The sequence below is a fragment of the Microbispora sp. NPDC049125 genome, assembly GCF_040802045.1.
Classification (GTDB): Bacteria; Actinomycetota; Actinomycetes; order Streptosporangiales; family Streptosporangiaceae; genus Microbispora.
Genome location: NZ_JBEZDW010000027.1, coordinates 1 through 14225, shown reverse-complemented (window position 1 = coordinate 14225; position 14225 = coordinate 1). Strand labels below are relative to the sequence as shown.

Genomic DNA, 14225 nt, shown 5'->3' with positions numbered 1-14225 from the left:
CCGGTCAGCGGGAGGAGACTCGGTGGGCCGCGGTGGCGAGCAGCAGCGCCGCGTGGACGTCCGGCTCGGTCACCGGGTAGCCCAGCAGCGCCTCGATCCGCTGCAGCCTCTGGTAGAACGACTGGCGGCCGAGGTGGAGCACGGCGGACGCCCGGGTCGCGCTGCATCCGTGCAGCAGGAAGACCTCCAGCGTGCCGGCCAGGTCGGTGCGGTGGGCGGCGTCCCAGTCGAGCAGCGGGCCGATGGTCCGGCGGGCCACCTCCGCCGCGTGCCTGCCGTCCCCCTGCCTGACCAGCTCCAGCTCCAGGGTGAGCGCGCGGGTGGTGACCAGGCGGGTGCCCTGGCGGAGCCCGAGGGCGGCCCGGGCGTCGCGCAGCGAGCCGCCCAGCTCGCCGAGGTCGGACGCCGGGTGCCCCACCGCGACCCGGATCTGCGGCGCGCTCAGCCGCTTCAGAGCCTCCTCCAGCGCCTGGGACGCCGCGCCGACCGCGTCGGCGACGGCCCTCGGCACGGCGAGCACGCCCAGCACCAGCCCCGACACCCGGCCGCGCAGGGCCGTGGTGTGGAGGATGTGGGCCGCCCGGTCGATGACGGCCAGCGCCGGCGCGGTCTCCAGCGAGTCCACCGCCACGCCGACGAGGAGGTGGCCGGGCCCGGGGTGGAAACCGGCGATCACCGCGCGGACCGGCGAGTCGGCCTCGGCAGCGCCCTCGATCAGGTCGCGCAGCAGGGCGGAGGCCTGATGGTCGCGCTCGCTGGGCGGGCTGCCGGTGCGGAGCATCGCCAGGGCGAGGGCGACCGCCGTCCGTTCGAGCGCCGTCGCCAGGTCCTCCTCGCGCAGCGCGGACCCGGGCCCGGCGACCAGGCGCCCCCAGGGCTGCCCGTGCAGGGTGACCGGGCAGTCGCAGGCGCCCCGCTCGGCGGCGCGCCAGGCGTCCCTGTCGCCGTCCACGCCGTGCGCGGCCACCAGCGCGCCGCTGTTCGACAGCAGCATCAGCGGGGCGCCGACGACCTCCGCGCCGGTGGCGAGGACGCCGGAGACTCCGGCCCCGGCTATGAGGGCCTCGTTGAGCGCACGGGTGGCCGAGTCGCCCAGCCGCAGCCGCCGCCCCGCGTAGTCGACGATGAGCGTGTTGACGTGCTCGGTGATCCGGATGAACGGCACGACCGCGTGCAGCGCGATGAACGGCAGCTCCTGCCTGCGGGCCTCCTCGACCAGCTCGCGCGGCGTCTCGGGGAACGTGCGGCCCAGCTCCAGCGCGACCCCCGCCACCCCTCGCCCGGCGATCTCCCTGAGGTAGTGGCGGCGCGCCCCGGCGTCCGTGCCGGCCAGCCCGAGCCCGGTCGTCAGCAGCAGCTCCCCGCCGGTGAGCAGCGGCCCGATCTCGTAGATCTCGCTGGAGTGCACCCAGCGGACCACCCGGTCCAGTGCCGCGTCCCCGGCGAGGATCTCGGGCCGGGCCTCCCTCAGCACGTCGAAGGAGAGCAGCTCGCGCAACGTCAGCGGCATCGGCGCACCCCTGTACGGATTGTCCGTCTGAGGTGGCCATAGTACGGACGTTCTGCCCGTTCCCGAAGACCCTCCCCGGCGAGATAGTGAGCGCATGACCAGCGACGTTGTCAGCGCCGTCACGATGCTCGAGGTGGCGCTGGAAGAGGCCAGGGCGGGGTACGCGGAGGGGGGCGTCCCGATCGGGGCGGCGCTGTTCTCGGCGGACGGCCGGCTGCTCGGCCGTGGGCGCAACCGACGCGTGCAGGACGGCGACCCGTCGCTCCACGGCGAGACGGCCGCCTTCAGGAACGCCGGCCGCCGGCCGGGGGGCTACCGCGACACGATCATGGTGACGACGCTGTCGCCGTGCTGGTACTGCAGCGGCCTGATCCGCCAGTTCGGCATCCCGCGGCTGGTCGTCGGCGAGTGCCGCACGTTCATGGGCCAGCACGACTGGCTGTCCGAGCACGGCGTGGACGTCCTGGTGCTCGACTCGGCCGAGTGCGTGGAGCTCATGACCGGGTTCATCGCCGCGAAGCCGTCCGTGTGGAACGAGGACATTGGAGATGAGGCATGAGATCCGTGCCAGTGGTCGATCTCGCCCCGTGGTTCGAAGCAGGCGCGGCCGGCCGGGCGGAGGTGGCCGCGCGGGTCGACGCGGCGCTGCGTGAGGTCGGCTTCCTGCTGGTCACCGGGCACGGTGTGCCCGAGGCTCTGCGGGAGGAGGTGCGCGCGGCGGCGAGGCGGTTCTTCGCGCTGCCGCCGCAGGTCAAGGACCGGTACGCCGCGACGGTGGGGGAGCGGGGCTGGCTGCCACCGGGCGTCGAGGCCAACGGCTACGCCGAGGGCACCCCGACGCCGCCCGACCTCAAGGAGACCTTCGCGGTCGGCGCGGACCTGCCGATCGGCCATCCGGAGATCGACGCCGAGTGGTTCCCGGCGAACGTGTGGCCCTCCGAGGTCCCCGAGCTGGAGCCGCTGCTCACCGGCTACCTCGCCCGGATGCGGGCGCTCGCCGACGAGCTGCTGGTGATCTGCGCGGCCGCCCTCGGCGTCGAGAGCGACTTCTTCACGTCCCGGGCCGACCACCCCTCGTACACGATGAACATCAACCGTTATCCGCCGTTGTCGCAGGTGGGGGAGCCGGAGCCGGGCCAGTTCCGGATCGGCCCGCACACCGACTTCGGCACCGTCACCGTGCTCGACCGCCAGATGGGCGTCGGCGGCCTTCAGGTGTTCACGCTGGACGGGGAGTGGATCGACGCCCCGTTCGTGCCCGGCTCCTTCACGATCAACATCGGGGACCTGCTGGCCCGCTGGACCGGCGACCGCTGGCGCTCGACGCGGCACCGGGTGCTGCCGCCCGATCCCTCGGCTCCCGACGAGGAGCTGATCTCCCTCATCTACTTCTACGAGTGCAACCCGCTCGCCGAGGTCGAGTCCCTCGGCCCGCCGATCGGGCGGGTCTCCTACGAGCCCGTACGCGCGTCCGACTACCTCCTCGACAAGCTGAAGGCGATCACGCTATGACAGTTCTGGAACCCCCCGACGTCGCCGTACGCGAGGGCCGGTACGGCGACAAGGTCGCCGCGGTGGAGCCCGGCGGCATCGAGTTCATCCCCCTCGGCGAGCGCCACGGCAGGCCGCGCCAGCTCTTCTGGACGTGGACCTCCCCCAACCTGGAATTCGCGACGATCTTCCTGGGGGTGCTCGCCGTCGGGGCGTTCGGCCTCGGCTTCTGGCAGGCGGTCCTCGCGGTGGTCCTGGGCACCGGCCTCGGCGCGGTCGCGCACGGCGTGCTGTCGGCGCGGGGGCCGTCGGCGGGCCTGCCGCAGATGGTCCTCGGCAGGCTCCCGTTCGGCTACTGGGGCAACGTCATCCCGTCGGCGTTCAACTCGGTCGCGGCGGGGGTCGGCTGGTTCGCCGTCAACAGCGTCAGCGGAGCGCTCGCGCTGAACACCCTGACCGGGCTGCCGGGCTGGGCCTGCCTGCTCATCGTGGTCGCCGTCATGGTCGCGCTCGGCTTCTTCGGGCACAACCTCGTGCAGGCTTTCGAACGGTACGCGTTCCCGGTGCTGGCGGTGATCTTCGCGGTCGCGTCGGTCATCATCCTGTCCAAGGCGCAGCCGGGGTTCGCCGGGACCGGCGGCGGCCTCGGCGGCTTCCTGCTCACCGTGGGCGCCACCTTCGGCTACGCCGCCGGGTGGAACCCGTACGCCGCCGACTACACCCGCTACCTGCCGCCGGACGCGAGCAAGCGGGCCGTGGGCCTGTCGGCCGGCCTGGGCGTCTTCGTGTCCTGCGTGATCCTGGAAGTCGTGGGCGCGGCCTCGGTGACCATCGCGGGCGGCGACGCCCTCGGGCAGCCCACGTCCGCGTTCACCGGGCATCTGCCCACGCTGGTGGCCGACTTCACGCTGCTCGCGATCGCGCTCGGCGCCGTCTCGGCCAACGCGCTCAACGTCTACTCGGGCGCGATGTCCCTGCTCGCCCTCGGCGTACGGCTGCCGCTGACCATGCGCAGGGCGATCACGGCGCTCGCCTGCGGCGTGGCGGGCTTCCTCGTCGCCCTGTCGGGCCTCGATGACGCCGGTCACAAGTACGAGGCGTTCCTCCTGGTCATCGCGTACTGGATCGGGCCCTGGCTGGGGGTCGTGCTGACCGACATGTGGCTGCGGCGGGGCCGCGACATCCGGGAGGCCGAGCCGCTGATGTTCGACCGGCGGCACGCCAACTGGGCGGGGCCGATCGCGATGGTCGTCGGCGTGGTGCTGTCGGTCTGGCTGTTCTCCAACCAGGAGCAGTATGTCGGGCTGGTCCCCGCGCGGGTTCCCCAGGTCGGCGACATCGCCTTCGAGGTGGGCTTCGTGATCTCAGCCGCTCTCTACCTGGCGCTGAAACCCCTGCGCCGCTAGGCCTCCCGGATTCTCCGTCGCTCTGAGTGGGCCCCCGGGTACCGTTCGTAGTCAGTTACTGATTGAATGTGACTAACTACGCAATGTGGGACGAGCGGAAGCTCGGACAGGGGGGCCTGACCAAATGAGCGTTGGCGCTGCATTGTCGGAGGCACGGCAGCGGGCTCAGCTGAGCGTCGCTCAGCTCAGTGACCGCACGCGGATCCGTGAAGCGATCATCGAGGGCATCGAGCGGGACGACTTCTCGGTGTGCGGGGGCGACTTCTACACGCGGGGGCACATCCGGGCCCTCGCCTCCTCGCTCGGCCTGGAGCCGGAGGCGGTGGTCCGGGAGTACGACGAGACGCACGGCGCCTCGCGGCCGCCGCTGCGGGCGGCCGCGGTCTTCGCGATCGACCCCGCCCTGCGCGGCCAGGGCCGCCGGACGCCCAACTGGATGAGGGTGGCGGCGGTCGCCCTGGCGCTCGTCGTGGTGTTCGTGCTCGTCCGGCTCATCGGGGGCTCCGGCGGCAAGGCCGACGAGACGGCGGTGAAGCTGCCGGTGGGCGTCCCGCACCACGCGAAGGCCAGGGACACGGAGGCCGCCCGGCCCGCGGCGGACCTCGTCGTTCTCAAGGTCTTCGCGCGGAAGCCGTCCTGGATCTACATCAAGGACGGCAAGGGCCACCCGCTGTTCCAGGGGACCCTGACGGAGGGGAAGACCACCACCTGGAAGGCGAAGAATCGGATGAAGGTGGTCTTCGGTGACGCGGGGGCCGTCCGGCTGGAGGTCAACGGAAAGGACCTCGGAATCCCGGGCAAGGACGGGCAGACGGTGCGGCGCACGTTCGCGGCCGGTGGCCCGAGTCCCCGTTAATCACCGACTGCCGATACCGTAGTCGCATCATGTCTTCTCGCCGAACCGTATCGCTGATCACGCTGGGTTGCGCTCGCAACGAGGTCGACTCCGAAGAGCTGGCCGCGCGGCTCGAGGCCGCCGGGTGGCGCACGGGCGACGACGACCCGGACGTCATCGTCGTCAACACCTGCGGCTTCATCGACTCGGCGAAGAAGGACTCGATCGACCAGCTGCTGGCGGCGGCCGACTCCGGCGCCAAGGTGGTGGCGGCGGGCTGCATGGCCGAGCGGTACGGCGGGCAGCTCGCCGACGCGCTGCCCGAGGCCACCGTGATCTCCTTCGACGACTACACGGAGATCGGGGAGCGTCTCGACGACGTGCTGGCGGGCCGCCCGCTGGCGCCGCACTCGCCGCGCGACCGCCGGACGCTGCTGCCGATCTCGCCGGTCGACCGGTCGGCCGCGCACGCCCACATCCCGGGCCACGGCACCGGCGACCGGCTTCCTGAGGGGATCGCGCCGGCCAGCGGGCCGCGGACGTTGCGCAAGCGGCTCACCGGGGGGCCGGTCGCCTCGCTCAAGCTCGCGTCCGGCTGCGACCGCCGCTGCACGTTCTGCGCCATCCCCTCATTCCGCGGCTCGTACGTCTCCCGGCGCCCTGAGGACCTGCTCGCCGAGGCCCGGTGGCTCGCCGGAGAGGGCGTCAAGGAGCTCGTGCTCGTCAGCGAGAACTCCACGTCGTACGGCAAGGACCTGGGCGACCTGCGGGCGCTTGAGGGCCTTCTGCCCGAGCTGGCCGCGACCGAGGGGATCGAGCGGGTCCGGGTGAGCTACCTGCAGCCGGCCGAGCTGCGCCCCGGCCTGCTCGACGTGATCGCCGCCACCGAGGGCGTCGCGCCGTACTTCGACCTGTCGTTCCAGCACGCGAGCGGGACGGTGCTGCGGCGGATGCGGCGCTTCGGCGACCCGCGGCGCTTCCTCGACCTGCTGGCCCAGATCCGTGAGCGGGCCCCCGAGGCTGGTGTGCGGTCCAACTTCATCGTCGGCTTCCCGGGGGAGACCGAGGCCGAGTTCGGCGAGCTGGTGGGCTTCATCCAGGAGGCCAGGCTCGACGTCGTCGGCGTCTTCGGCTACTCCGACGAGGACGGCACCGAGGCGTACGGCTTCGACGGCAAGCTCGACCAGGACACGATCGACGAGCGGGTCGCCACGCTGACCGAGCTCGCCGAGGAACTGACCGCCCAGCGGGCCGAGGAGCGCATCGGCGCCGTCCTGGACGTGCTCATCGAGGAGGACCTCGGTGACGGCGGCTACGAGGGCCGTGCGGCGCACCAGGGCCCCGAGGTGGACGGTTCGGTCACCGTCCAGGGGATCGGCCTGGTGCCCGGCCAGATCGTCCAGGCGGTCGCGGTCGACTCCGAGGGGGTCGACCTCATCGCGCGGATCAAGGCCGGCACATGACCGAGCGCGGCGAGCCCCAGATGGAGGCGGCGGCCGAGGTCGTGCAGGGCCCGCTGGCCCCGCCGGTCGCGACCGCGGCCGCCGGGCCCGCTGCCGGGACGGTCCCGCAGGCTCCACCGCCTCAGCCCGGCTCCGCCGCGCAGCAGGCCGTGGCGCGCGTGAGCACCTGGAACATCGCGAACGCGCTGACCATCGCCAGGCTGGCGATCGTCCCCGTCTTCACCGCCTTCCTGTTCGTGGACGGGACGAACTGGCGGATCGCCGCGCTGGGCGTCTTCCTGCTCGCGTCGCTCACCGACCAGCTCGACGGCTGGCTGGCCAGGAAGTACGGCCTGATCACCGACTTCGGCAAGATCGCCGACCCCATCGCGGACAAGGCGCTGATCGGCGCGGCGCTGGTCAGCCTGTCGTACCTCGGCGAGATCCCCTGGTGGGTCACCGTGACGATCCTCGCCCGCGAGGCGGGGGTCACGCTGCTGCGGTTCCTCGTGATCCGGCACGGGGTGATCCCGGCCAGCTACGGCGGCAAGGTCAAGACGGTCCTGCAGATCGCGGCGATCGCGTTCTACATGCTGCCGCCCATGCCCGAGCCGGTCAGATGGGTCGCCATGGGCCTGGCACTGATCGTCACGGTGGTCACGGGCCTCGACTACGTGGTCCGCGCTGTCCGGCTGAGGCAGGTCGCCATGAGGGCGCGGGCCGAACGACGGCCCGGCGGGGGGTGATCGGGCGATGAGGGGCGTCGCGGCGCACATCCTGTCGCTGCTGGTCCGCCAGGGATCGACGATGGCGGTGGCCGAGTCGCTCACGGGCGGGCTGATCGGCGCCACGATGACGGTCCCCATGGGGGCCTCGGCCGCCTTCCGCGGCGGCGTCGTCGCCTACGCGACCGACCTCAAGGCCAGCCTGCTGGACGTGCCGTCCGGCCTGCTGGACCGCGAGGGGGCGGTCCATCCGGACGTCGCCGCGGCGATGGCGGCCGGAGTGCGCGCCGTCACGAAGTCCGACTACGGCCTGGCGGTCACCGGCGTCGCCGGCCCCGACCCCCAGGACGGAAAGCCGGTCGGCACGGTCCATATCGCCGTCTGCGGGCCCGGTGACCGCCTCTGGCACCGCGACCTCAGCCTCACGGGAGACCGCGAGAAGATCAGGCGAGAGACGTGCGAGGAGGCTTTGGGCCTGCTGAGAGGTGTGCTGGAGGCAAATTTGGGGGAACATTCCGGGTGATTACCGCGTTACGTCCCCAGCGAACATGCTCGCCACGGTCTGCCGCGGTGTCGCCCTCTACAGGTACGGTGGAGCTGTGAGTGAGGTCCGTGAGCCATTGGCGAGGAGCAAGTCTGGCGCACGCCCGGCGAAGGGGCCGAGCGATCCAATGATGACGGCGAGGAGTATGTACGAAGGGCGTTCGAAGAAGGGGCGACAAGAGCCCACCGTGCGAGGCGTCGTGAAGGCGCCCCCATCGGGGAGGGAGCGACACATGATCCTGCTGCGTCAGCTGCTCGGTGACGTACTGCGGCGGCTGAGGGTGCGGCAGAATCGCACCCTTCGCGAAGTCTCCACCTTGGCACGCGTCTCACTCGGATACCTGTCCGAGGTGGAACGCGGTCAGAAGGAAGCCTCGTCCGAGCTGCTCGCCTCGATCTGCGGTGCGCTGGGCGTGCCGCTTTCACAGGTCCTGCGGGAGGTGTCCGACCAGTTCGCGCTCGCCGAGCTGCAGGCCGCCCCGGTGCTGGCCGACATGCCCGAACACGAGCGCATTCCCATCGCTGAGACCGTCCCGGCCGGCCCGGAGTTCGACGGTTTCCCCGAGGTCAAGGACATGGTCGCCGCCTAAGCCGGTTGGCACGAGCGGCACCAGTAGATCAGCCGTTCATACGGTTGTGCACCCATATCGCCACTACTGACAAGGGTTCCACAACGACGGCAGGGGCGGTGTGCCCTGCCGTACACCAGCAGTGAGCGCCCCGGGCGGGCGTCGCCCGTCGTGACCGGCATCGGGGCGTCCTTGCTCGCGTCCATGAGGTCGTGCGCCAGCGTGGCCAGGGCCTCCAGGTCCTCGCGCGGGATCGAGCCCACCGGCCGCCAGGGCGACATGCGCGCGGCGAAGAGCGTCTCGGCCCGCCAGATCGTGCCGATGCCCGCCAGATCGCGCTGGTCCAGCAGCGCCTCCCCGATGGTGCGCCCGCCGTTCGCCGCCAGGTTCCGCGCCGCGAGCGCCGGGTCCCAGTCGGGCCCGAGCAGATCCGGCCCCAGATGCCCGACGACCCGATCCTCGCGGTCCGTCCGCACCAGGTCCACCATTCCCAGCCTGATCCCGACCGCCTGCCACTCGGCGTTGGCGAGGATCAGCCGCACCACGTCGCCCCCGGCCCGCCGGCCGGCGTACCGGCCCGCGCTCTGGGCTGTGCTCCGGGCGGCGCCGTGGGCTGCGGGGCTCACCTGCCAGCTGCCGTCCATCCGCAGGTGCGTGTGCACCGTGAGGCCGCCCTCCACCCGGGTGAGCAGGTGCTTGCCACGGGAGAGCGTGGTCAGCACCTCCCGGCCTCGCAGGTCGGCGGTGGCGTGGCGGGGCACCCGGAAGTCGCTGCGCGTGAGCGTCCGGCCGTCGAGGGCCTTCCTCAGCCGCTTCGCGGTCCGGTAGACGGCGTCGCCTTCGGGCATGGGGCACTCAGACCGGCGTGTGCGAGTCCCACGCCGACGGGTCGGAGGACAGCTCGGTCACCCGGGGGGGCAGCTCGCCCTTGGCGATCTGCTCCAGGTTGACCTCCTCCAGGATGGCCCGCTCGCTCGCTCGCAGCGCGATCCACACCTGCTGGAGGGCCTGGGCGGCGCCGAGGTAGCCCACGTGCTCCGGGCGCTCGCCGCGCACGTTGGCCAGCGGGCCGTCGACCGCGCGGATGACGTCGGCCAGGGAGATCTGGCTGGCGGGCCGCGCGAGGACGTAGCCGCCCTCCGGCCCGCGCTGGCCGCGGACCAGGCCGGCCCGGCGCATCTGCAGCAGGATGTTCTCGAGGTATTTGGGGGGCATCTCCTGGCCCTTGGCCAGCTCCCCCACCGTGGTGGGTCCTTCACCCGCGGCGGCGAGCTCGGCGGCGGCACGGAGGGCGTAGTCGACGCGGGCAGAAAGTCGCATGTTGTCGATTATCCCGCCTGGTTGGCATTGGTATGACGGCTCTGTCAAACACGTGCCCCCACCTGTGGAGCCCACTCTCCCGCCGTCCGACAATCGAGTATGGGAGACGACCGGAGATGGCTGTTCGCCGACCAGCTCGGCGATCACTTCCTGGACGGCGACGACCAGCCCGTCGTGCTGGTCGAGGCCCGGTCGGTGCTGCGCCGGCGCCGTTTCCACCGGCAGAAGGCGCATCTGGTGCTCTCCGCGCTCCGGCACCGCGCGGCGGAGCTGGGGGACCGGGCCGTCTTCGTCCAGAGCGGCACCTACCGCGAGGCGCTGGACCGGGTCGCCGGGCCTCTCACCGTGTGCCACCCCACGAGCCAGGCGGCCGTCGCGTTCGTCCAGGGCCTGCCGGGGGTGGCGATGCTGCCCGCCAGGGGCTTCACCAGCACCCAGGAGGAGTTCGCCGCCTGGACGGTCGGGCGAGGCAGGCGGCGGCTGCTGATGGAGGACTTCTACCGCGACGCCCGGCGGCGCCTCGACGTGCTGATGGACGGCGACGAGCCGGCGGGCGGCCGGTGGAACTACGACCAGGAGAACCGCGAGCCGCCCCCCGGCGACCTCGGCCTTCCCCGCCCCTGGCGGCCGGAGGAGGACGAGATCGACGAGGAGGTGCGTCGCGACCTCGACCGCTGGGAGCGCGACGGCGGGATGAGGTTCGCGGGGCGCGACGCCCCGCGCGCCCACCCCGCCACCCGCGCCGAGGCGGCCGCGGCCCTGCGGGACTTCGTGCGGCACCGGCTGCCCTCCTTCGGCCCGTACCAGGACGCCATGCTCGCCGCCGACCCGGACATGGCGCACAGCAGGCTGTCTCCCGCGATCAACCTCGGCCTGCTGGACCCGATGATGTGCGTGCGCGCCGCCGAGGACGCCTACCGCGCCGGCCGGGCGCCGCTCGCGAGCGTCGAGGGCTACGTGCGCCAGCTCATCGGCTGGCGCGACTACATCTGGCACCTGTACTGGCACTTCGGCCCGGACTACCGGCACTCCAACGCGCTGGGCGCGCGCACGCCGCTGCCCCGGTGGTTCGCGGACCTGGACGCCGACGCGGTCGAGGCCCGCTGCCTGTCGTGGGCGCTGGCCCAGGTGCGCGACCACGGCTACGCCCACCACATCGTGCGGCTCATGGTGCTCGGCAACTACGCCCTGCAGAGGGGCTTCGACCCGGCCGAGCTGGCGGAGTGGTTCCACCGGTGCTTCGTGGACGGCTACGACTGGGTCATGATCCCCAACGTCGTGGGGATGTCCCAGCACGCCGACGGCGGGCGGCTCGCCACCAAGCCGTACGCCTCCGGCGGGGCCTACATCAACCGGATGAGCGACTTCTGCGGCGGGTGCCGCTACCGCCCGGCACGCCGTACGGGCGACGACGCGTGCCCCTTCACCTCCGGTTACTGGGCCTTCATCGCCCGCAACGAGGAGCTGCTGGCCGCCAACCCCCGCACCGCCCGGAGCGTGTACGGCATGCGCAGGCTGCCCGACCTCGGCGAGGTGTGCGAGCGGGAGGCCCTGCGCGGCGACGAGCCCCCGTGACGTCTCCCATCAGGCCGGGGCGCCGCCCGAGCCCGGCGACGCCAAGACAGGCGCCGGGGCGCCGCCGTGGCCAGGAGCCGCGGCGGAGGCGATCTCCCCTCGCGGGCTCGCTAAGCTAGCTGGAAAGTTTGCTGACCATTTCGCGGGCGGGGATCGCGAGAACGCGACGGGGGCGGCCATGGAAGGCAGGAGCATGGTGCGGCGTCCCGGCGTGCCCAGGCTGCTCCGGGAGATCAACGACCGGGCGGCCCTGGAGCTGCTGCTGGCCTCGGGTCCCCTGACACGCGGCCAGATCGGCGAGCTGACGGGGTTGTCCAAGGTCACGGCGTCCCAGACGCTGGCGCGCCTGGAGGAGCGGGGCCTCGTGGAGGTCGTGGGGGAGCAGGCGGGCAACCGCGGCCCCAACGCGGCGCTCTATGGCGTGATCGCCTCCTGCGCGTACGTCGCGGGTCTCGACGTCGGCCCCCAGACCGTCACCGCGGCGATCGCCGACATCAACGGCGACGTCGTCGCGGAGGTCACGGCCTCGCCGGACGACCACGACGACCCCGTCTCCCTGGTGCACACGGCCGTGGTGAAGGCCTGCCGTTCGGCGAAGGTGGCGCTGTCACGGCTGCGCGGCGTCGTGATCGGCACGCCCGGGGTGGTGGATCCGCGCACCGGCGACGTGCGGTTCTCCTTCGACTTACCGCACTGGCACGAGGGCGTCCACGAGGCCCTGGCGCGGGACCTGCGCCGCGACGTCACCATCGAGAACGACGTGAACCTGGCCGCACTCGCCGAGCAGGCGAAGGGCGCCGCCCAGGAGGTGGAGGACTTCGTTCTGGTCTGGGTGGGCCGGGGCATCGGCCTGGCCGTCGTGCTCGGCGGGCGGCTGCACCGGGGGCGGTCGGGCAGCGCCGGGGAGATCGGGTACCTGCCGGTGCCCGGCGTCCCCCTCGCCGAGGACGTCAAGGCCACGCCGGGACGGCTGCCCTCCCTCGCCGGCGGCCTGCAGTCGCTGGTCAGCTCAGAGGCGGTCACCGAGCTCGCCCTGGAGTACGGCTTCCGCGGCGCCGGCGCCGCCGGATGCGTGACCGCGGCGGTCGCCGCCGGTGCGAAGGGGGAGCCCTTCCTCGACGAGGTCGCCTCCCGGCTGGCGCTCGGCGTGGCGTCGGTGTGCGTGGTCCTCGATCCCGGCCTCGTGGTGCTCGCCGGAGAGGTGGGCCAGGCCGGGGGAGCCGCTCTCACCTCCCGCGTCGAGGAGGCCGTGGCCCGCATCTGCCCGATCCGCCCCGAGGTCGTCACCAGCCGGGTGGAGGGCAACCCGGTGCTGCGCGGCGCCGTCCTGGCCGCCCTCGACCAGGCCAGGGAAGAGATCTTCACGGCATAGGGAGTGCTTCCAGCCGACGCCCCCATTCGGACGGATGGGGGCGTCGCCGTTACGAGCCGTTCATGGAGTGGCCCGGCATGTCATCCATGGAGTGGCCTGACATGTCATCCATGGAGTGGCCCGGCACGTTCCCGTCCGCGTCGGTCACCGTGAACATCCCGGCCATTCCCATGTCGGAGTGGCTCTGCACGTGGCAGTGGTACATCCACATTCCGGGGCCGACGCGCTCACCGGCGATGACCTGGAAGCCGAACGACTCGGCGGGCCCTGTTGTCTTGGTGTCGATGATCCGGCTCGGGTCCTGCGGGCCTTTCAGCATGCCGGTGCGGTTGTCGGCCCAGCGGTGTCCGTGGATGTGGAACGTGTGGAAGAAGTTTCCGTGGGCGATGACGACGAACTCCACCCGCTCGCCGAGCTTGGCGGTGAAGTCGGGCGCCGGGGTGAGGTTGTTGGTCTTCATGTCGTTGAAGACGACGGTGAAGGTCTTGTCGGGGAGTATGTCGCCTGTGCGGCGTACCACCAGTGGCCCGTAGAGTCCGCGCAGGATGCCGCCCGTGCCGTGGTCGGTCCCCACGACGTGGTCGTGGTAGTGCCAGTAGCCCGCGCTGCCGGGTTCGACGGTGCCGTCCGGGCGGTCGGCCGGGATGTGGGTGCGCCAGGTGTAGACGTACCGGCCTCCCGGCTCCACCACGCTGTTGTTCATCCGCGTGCCGTCGCTGGTCGTTTCATAGTCGACTCCGTGCGCGTGCAGGCTGGCGGTGACGTCCGTGTTGTTGACCAGCTCGATCTCGAGGATCTCGCCCTCGATCATCTCGATGAGGGGGCCGGGGATCGTGGGCTTGCCGGGCTCCAGGCCGTAGCCCATCTGACCGTCCGGCAGGTTGTCCACGTAAAGGGTGATGCGGCGGACGTCGCCCGGCTCGCCGGCGGTCTTTCCTGTGGTCTTCTCGGGTGATTGCGCGGTTGCCTGGCTCGCCACGGCGAACGGCGCGATCACGGCGGCTGTCGCCGCGGTGGTGGCGAAGACGCGCCGGGACAGCAGGCGTCGCGTCACATCAGTGCTTTTCTCGGTCATGGTTCCCAATCGAGGACGGCGCTCACCTGGGCGAGGCGAGCGGGGGGTGGTCCGTGATGCCGACGGCGAGCCAGCGGATACGACCTGGGGGTCGAGGTCGAGGCGCGGCCGTGCCGATCCGGAGGAATTCACGTAGGAAAGAGGGAGCTTCGAAGCCGGGTCAGCCGCAGCTGGTCGCGGTGTAGTCGGCCTCGTAGGACGTGGTGACCTTCTTGCCGTTGATGAACGAGGTGCCCGTGACGGTGGCCTTGCCCGCGCCGATCTGCTTGGCCCGCGCGTTGAAGGACTGGTAGGCCTGCTTGCCCGGGGCCACGTCGGCCACGGTCCTGGAGCCGTACGGGGTGGTCAGCGTCACGGTCGCC

At 72.1% G+C, this 14225-nt stretch carries 15 protein-coding genes; 10 read left to right on the top strand and 5 right to left on the bottom strand.

The window, feature by feature from the left end:
* Positions 1-4: 4 nt before the first annotated feature.
* Positions 5-1510, bottom strand: coding sequence for a PucR family transcriptional regulator (locus AB0B72_RS27180; protein ID WP_367741830.1), 1506 nt, complete (start codon positions 1508-1510; stop codon positions 5-7).
* 94 nt (positions 1511-1604) lie between these two features.
* On the opposite strand from AB0B72_RS27180, the gene AB0B72_RS27175 reads away from it, so the two are divergent.
* From AB0B72_RS27175 to AB0B72_RS27140, 8 genes are all read left to right on the top strand, one after another.
* The gene (locus AB0B72_RS27175) at positions 1605-2069 is read left to right on the top strand and encodes a nucleoside deaminase (protein WP_367741829.1); all 465 of its coding nucleotides are present in this window, start codon (positions 1605-1607) and stop codon (positions 2067-2069) included.
* Positions 2066-3022, top strand: a complete 957-nt coding sequence (locus AB0B72_RS27170; RefSeq protein ID WP_367741828.1) for an isopenicillin N synthase family dioxygenase — start codon at positions 2066-2068, stop codon at positions 3020-3022. The genes AB0B72_RS27175 and AB0B72_RS27170 overlap by 4 nt, the downstream gene beginning before the upstream one ends.
* Positions 3019-4407, top strand: coding sequence for a cytosine permease (locus AB0B72_RS27165; RefSeq protein WP_367741827.1), 1389 nt, complete (start codon positions 3019-3021; stop codon positions 4405-4407). Before AB0B72_RS27170 ends, AB0B72_RS27165 begins: the two co-directional genes overlap by 4 nt.
* Positions 4408-4531: 124 nt before the next feature.
* Positions 4532-5263 (top strand): helix-turn-helix domain-containing protein, encoded by a 732-nt coding sequence (locus AB0B72_RS27160; protein ID WP_367741826.1) that lies wholly within the window; start codon positions 4532-4534, stop codon positions 5261-5263.
* A 29-nt stretch (positions 5264-5292) separates the two neighbouring features.
* Positions 5293-6705 (top strand): 30S ribosomal protein S12 methylthiotransferase RimO, encoded by a 1413-nt coding sequence (gene rimO / locus AB0B72_RS27155; RefSeq protein ID WP_367741825.1) that lies wholly within the window; start codon positions 5293-5295, stop codon positions 6703-6705.
* Complete coding sequence (gene pgsA / locus AB0B72_RS27150) at positions 6702-7430, top strand: CDP-diacylglycerol--glycerol-3-phosphate 3-phosphatidyltransferase (RefSeq protein WP_367741824.1); 729 nt, start codon at positions 6702-6704, stop codon at positions 7428-7430. The genes rimO and pgsA overlap by 4 nt, the downstream gene beginning before the upstream one ends.
* Positions 7431-7437: 7 nt before the next feature.
* A complete protein-coding gene (locus tag AB0B72_RS27145; RefSeq protein WP_367741823.1) occupies positions 7438-7932 on the top strand; it encodes a CinA family protein in 495 nt (164 codons plus the stop codon).
* Between the two features lie 253 nt (positions 7933-8185).
* On the top strand, positions 8186-8542 hold the full coding sequence (locus AB0B72_RS27140) for a helix-turn-helix domain-containing protein (protein WP_367741822.1): 357 nt from the start codon (positions 8186-8188) through the stop codon (positions 8540-8542).
* Here the strand turns inward: AB0B72_RS27140 and AB0B72_RS27135 are convergent.
* Together AB0B72_RS27135 and AB0B72_RS27130 are read right to left on the bottom strand one after the other, a co-directional pair.
* Positions 8539-9369 (bottom strand): DNA-formamidopyrimidine glycosylase family protein, encoded by an 831-nt coding sequence (locus tag AB0B72_RS27135; protein ID WP_367741821.1) that lies wholly within the window; start codon positions 9367-9369, stop codon positions 8539-8541. The genes AB0B72_RS27140 and AB0B72_RS27135 overlap by 4 nt on opposite strands.
* Positions 9370-9376: 7 nt before the next feature.
* A complete protein-coding gene (locus AB0B72_RS27130) occupies positions 9377-9841 on the bottom strand; it encodes an Rrf2 family transcriptional regulator (RefSeq protein ID WP_367741819.1) in 465 nt (154 codons plus the stop codon).
* A 99-nt stretch (positions 9842-9940) separates the two neighbouring features.
* Here AB0B72_RS27130 and AB0B72_RS27125 point away from each other — a divergent pair, with 99 nt between their 5' ends.
* The gene (locus AB0B72_RS27125; RefSeq protein WP_367741817.1) at positions 9941-11416 is read left to right on the top strand and encodes a cryptochrome/photolyase family protein; all 1476 of its coding nucleotides are present in this window, start codon (positions 9941-9943) and stop codon (positions 11414-11416) included.
* Positions 11417-11609: 193 nt separating this feature from the next.
* Complete coding sequence (locus AB0B72_RS27120) at positions 11610-12788, top strand: ROK family protein (protein ID WP_367741958.1); 1179 nt, start codon at positions 11610-11612, stop codon at positions 12786-12788.
* 49 nt (positions 12789-12837) lie between these two features.
* Here AB0B72_RS27120 and AB0B72_RS27115 read toward each other — a convergent pair whose 3' ends face one another.
* Entirely contained in the window at positions 12838-13863 is a 1026-nt protein-coding gene (locus AB0B72_RS27115) for a multicopper oxidase domain-containing protein (RefSeq protein WP_367741815.1), read from the bottom strand.
* A gap of 160 nt (positions 13864-14023) precedes the next feature.
* Positions 14024-14225, bottom strand: a 202-nt coding sequence (locus AB0B72_RS27110; RefSeq protein ID WP_367741813.1) for a hypothetical protein, incomplete at its 5' end; no start/stop codon positions are given.

Excerpts from the sequence above, each read along its gene's own strand:
- AB0B72_RS27135 (WP_367741821.1), bottom strand. The coding sequence starts at position 9,369 with ATGCCCGAAGGCGACGCCGTCTACCGGACCGCGAAGCGGCTGAGGAAG.
- rimO (WP_367741825.1), top strand. The coding sequence starts at position 5,293 with ATGTCTTCTCGCCGAACCGTATCGCTGATCACGCTGGGTTGCGCTCGC.
- AB0B72_RS27140 (WP_367741822.1), top strand. The coding sequence starts at position 8,186 with ATGATCCTGCTGCGTCAGCTGCTCGGTGACGTACTGCGGCGGCTGAGG.
- AB0B72_RS27125 (WP_367741817.1), top strand. The coding sequence starts at position 9,941 with ATGGGAGACGACCGGAGATGGCTGTTCGCCGACCAGCTCGGCGATCAC.
- AB0B72_RS27145 (WP_367741823.1), top strand. The coding sequence starts at position 7,438 with ATGAGGGGCGTCGCGGCGCACATCCTGTCGCTGCTGGTCCGCCAGGGA.
- pgsA (WP_367741824.1), top strand. The coding sequence starts at position 6,702 with ATGACCGAGCGCGGCGAGCCCCAGATGGAGGCGGCGGCCGAGGTCGTG.
- AB0B72_RS27115 (WP_367741815.1), bottom strand. The coding sequence starts at position 13,863 with ATGACCGAGAAAAGCACTGATGTGACGCGACGCCTGCTGTCCCGGCGC.
- AB0B72_RS27130 (WP_367741819.1), bottom strand. The coding sequence starts at position 9,841 with ATGCGACTTTCTGCCCGCGTCGACTACGCCCTCCGTGCCGCCGCCGAG.
- AB0B72_RS27180 (WP_367741830.1), bottom strand. The coding sequence starts at position 1,510 with ATGCCGCTGACGTTGCGCGAGCTGCTCTCCTTCGACGTGCTGAGGGAG.
- AB0B72_RS27170 (WP_367741828.1), top strand. The coding sequence starts at position 2,066 with ATGAGATCCGTGCCAGTGGTCGATCTCGCCCCGTGGTTCGAAGCAGGC.
- AB0B72_RS27160 (WP_367741826.1), top strand. The coding sequence starts at position 4,532 with ATGAGCGTTGGCGCTGCATTGTCGGAGGCACGGCAGCGGGCTCAGCTG.
- AB0B72_RS27175 (WP_367741829.1), top strand. The coding sequence starts at position 1,605 with ATGACCAGCGACGTTGTCAGCGCCGTCACGATGCTCGAGGTGGCGCTG.
- AB0B72_RS27165 (WP_367741827.1), top strand. The coding sequence starts at position 3,019 with ATGACAGTTCTGGAACCCCCCGACGTCGCCGTACGCGAGGGCCGGTAC.
- AB0B72_RS27120 (WP_367741958.1), top strand. The coding sequence starts at position 11,610 with ATGGTGCGGCGTCCCGGCGTGCCCAGGCTGCTCCGGGAGATCAACGAC.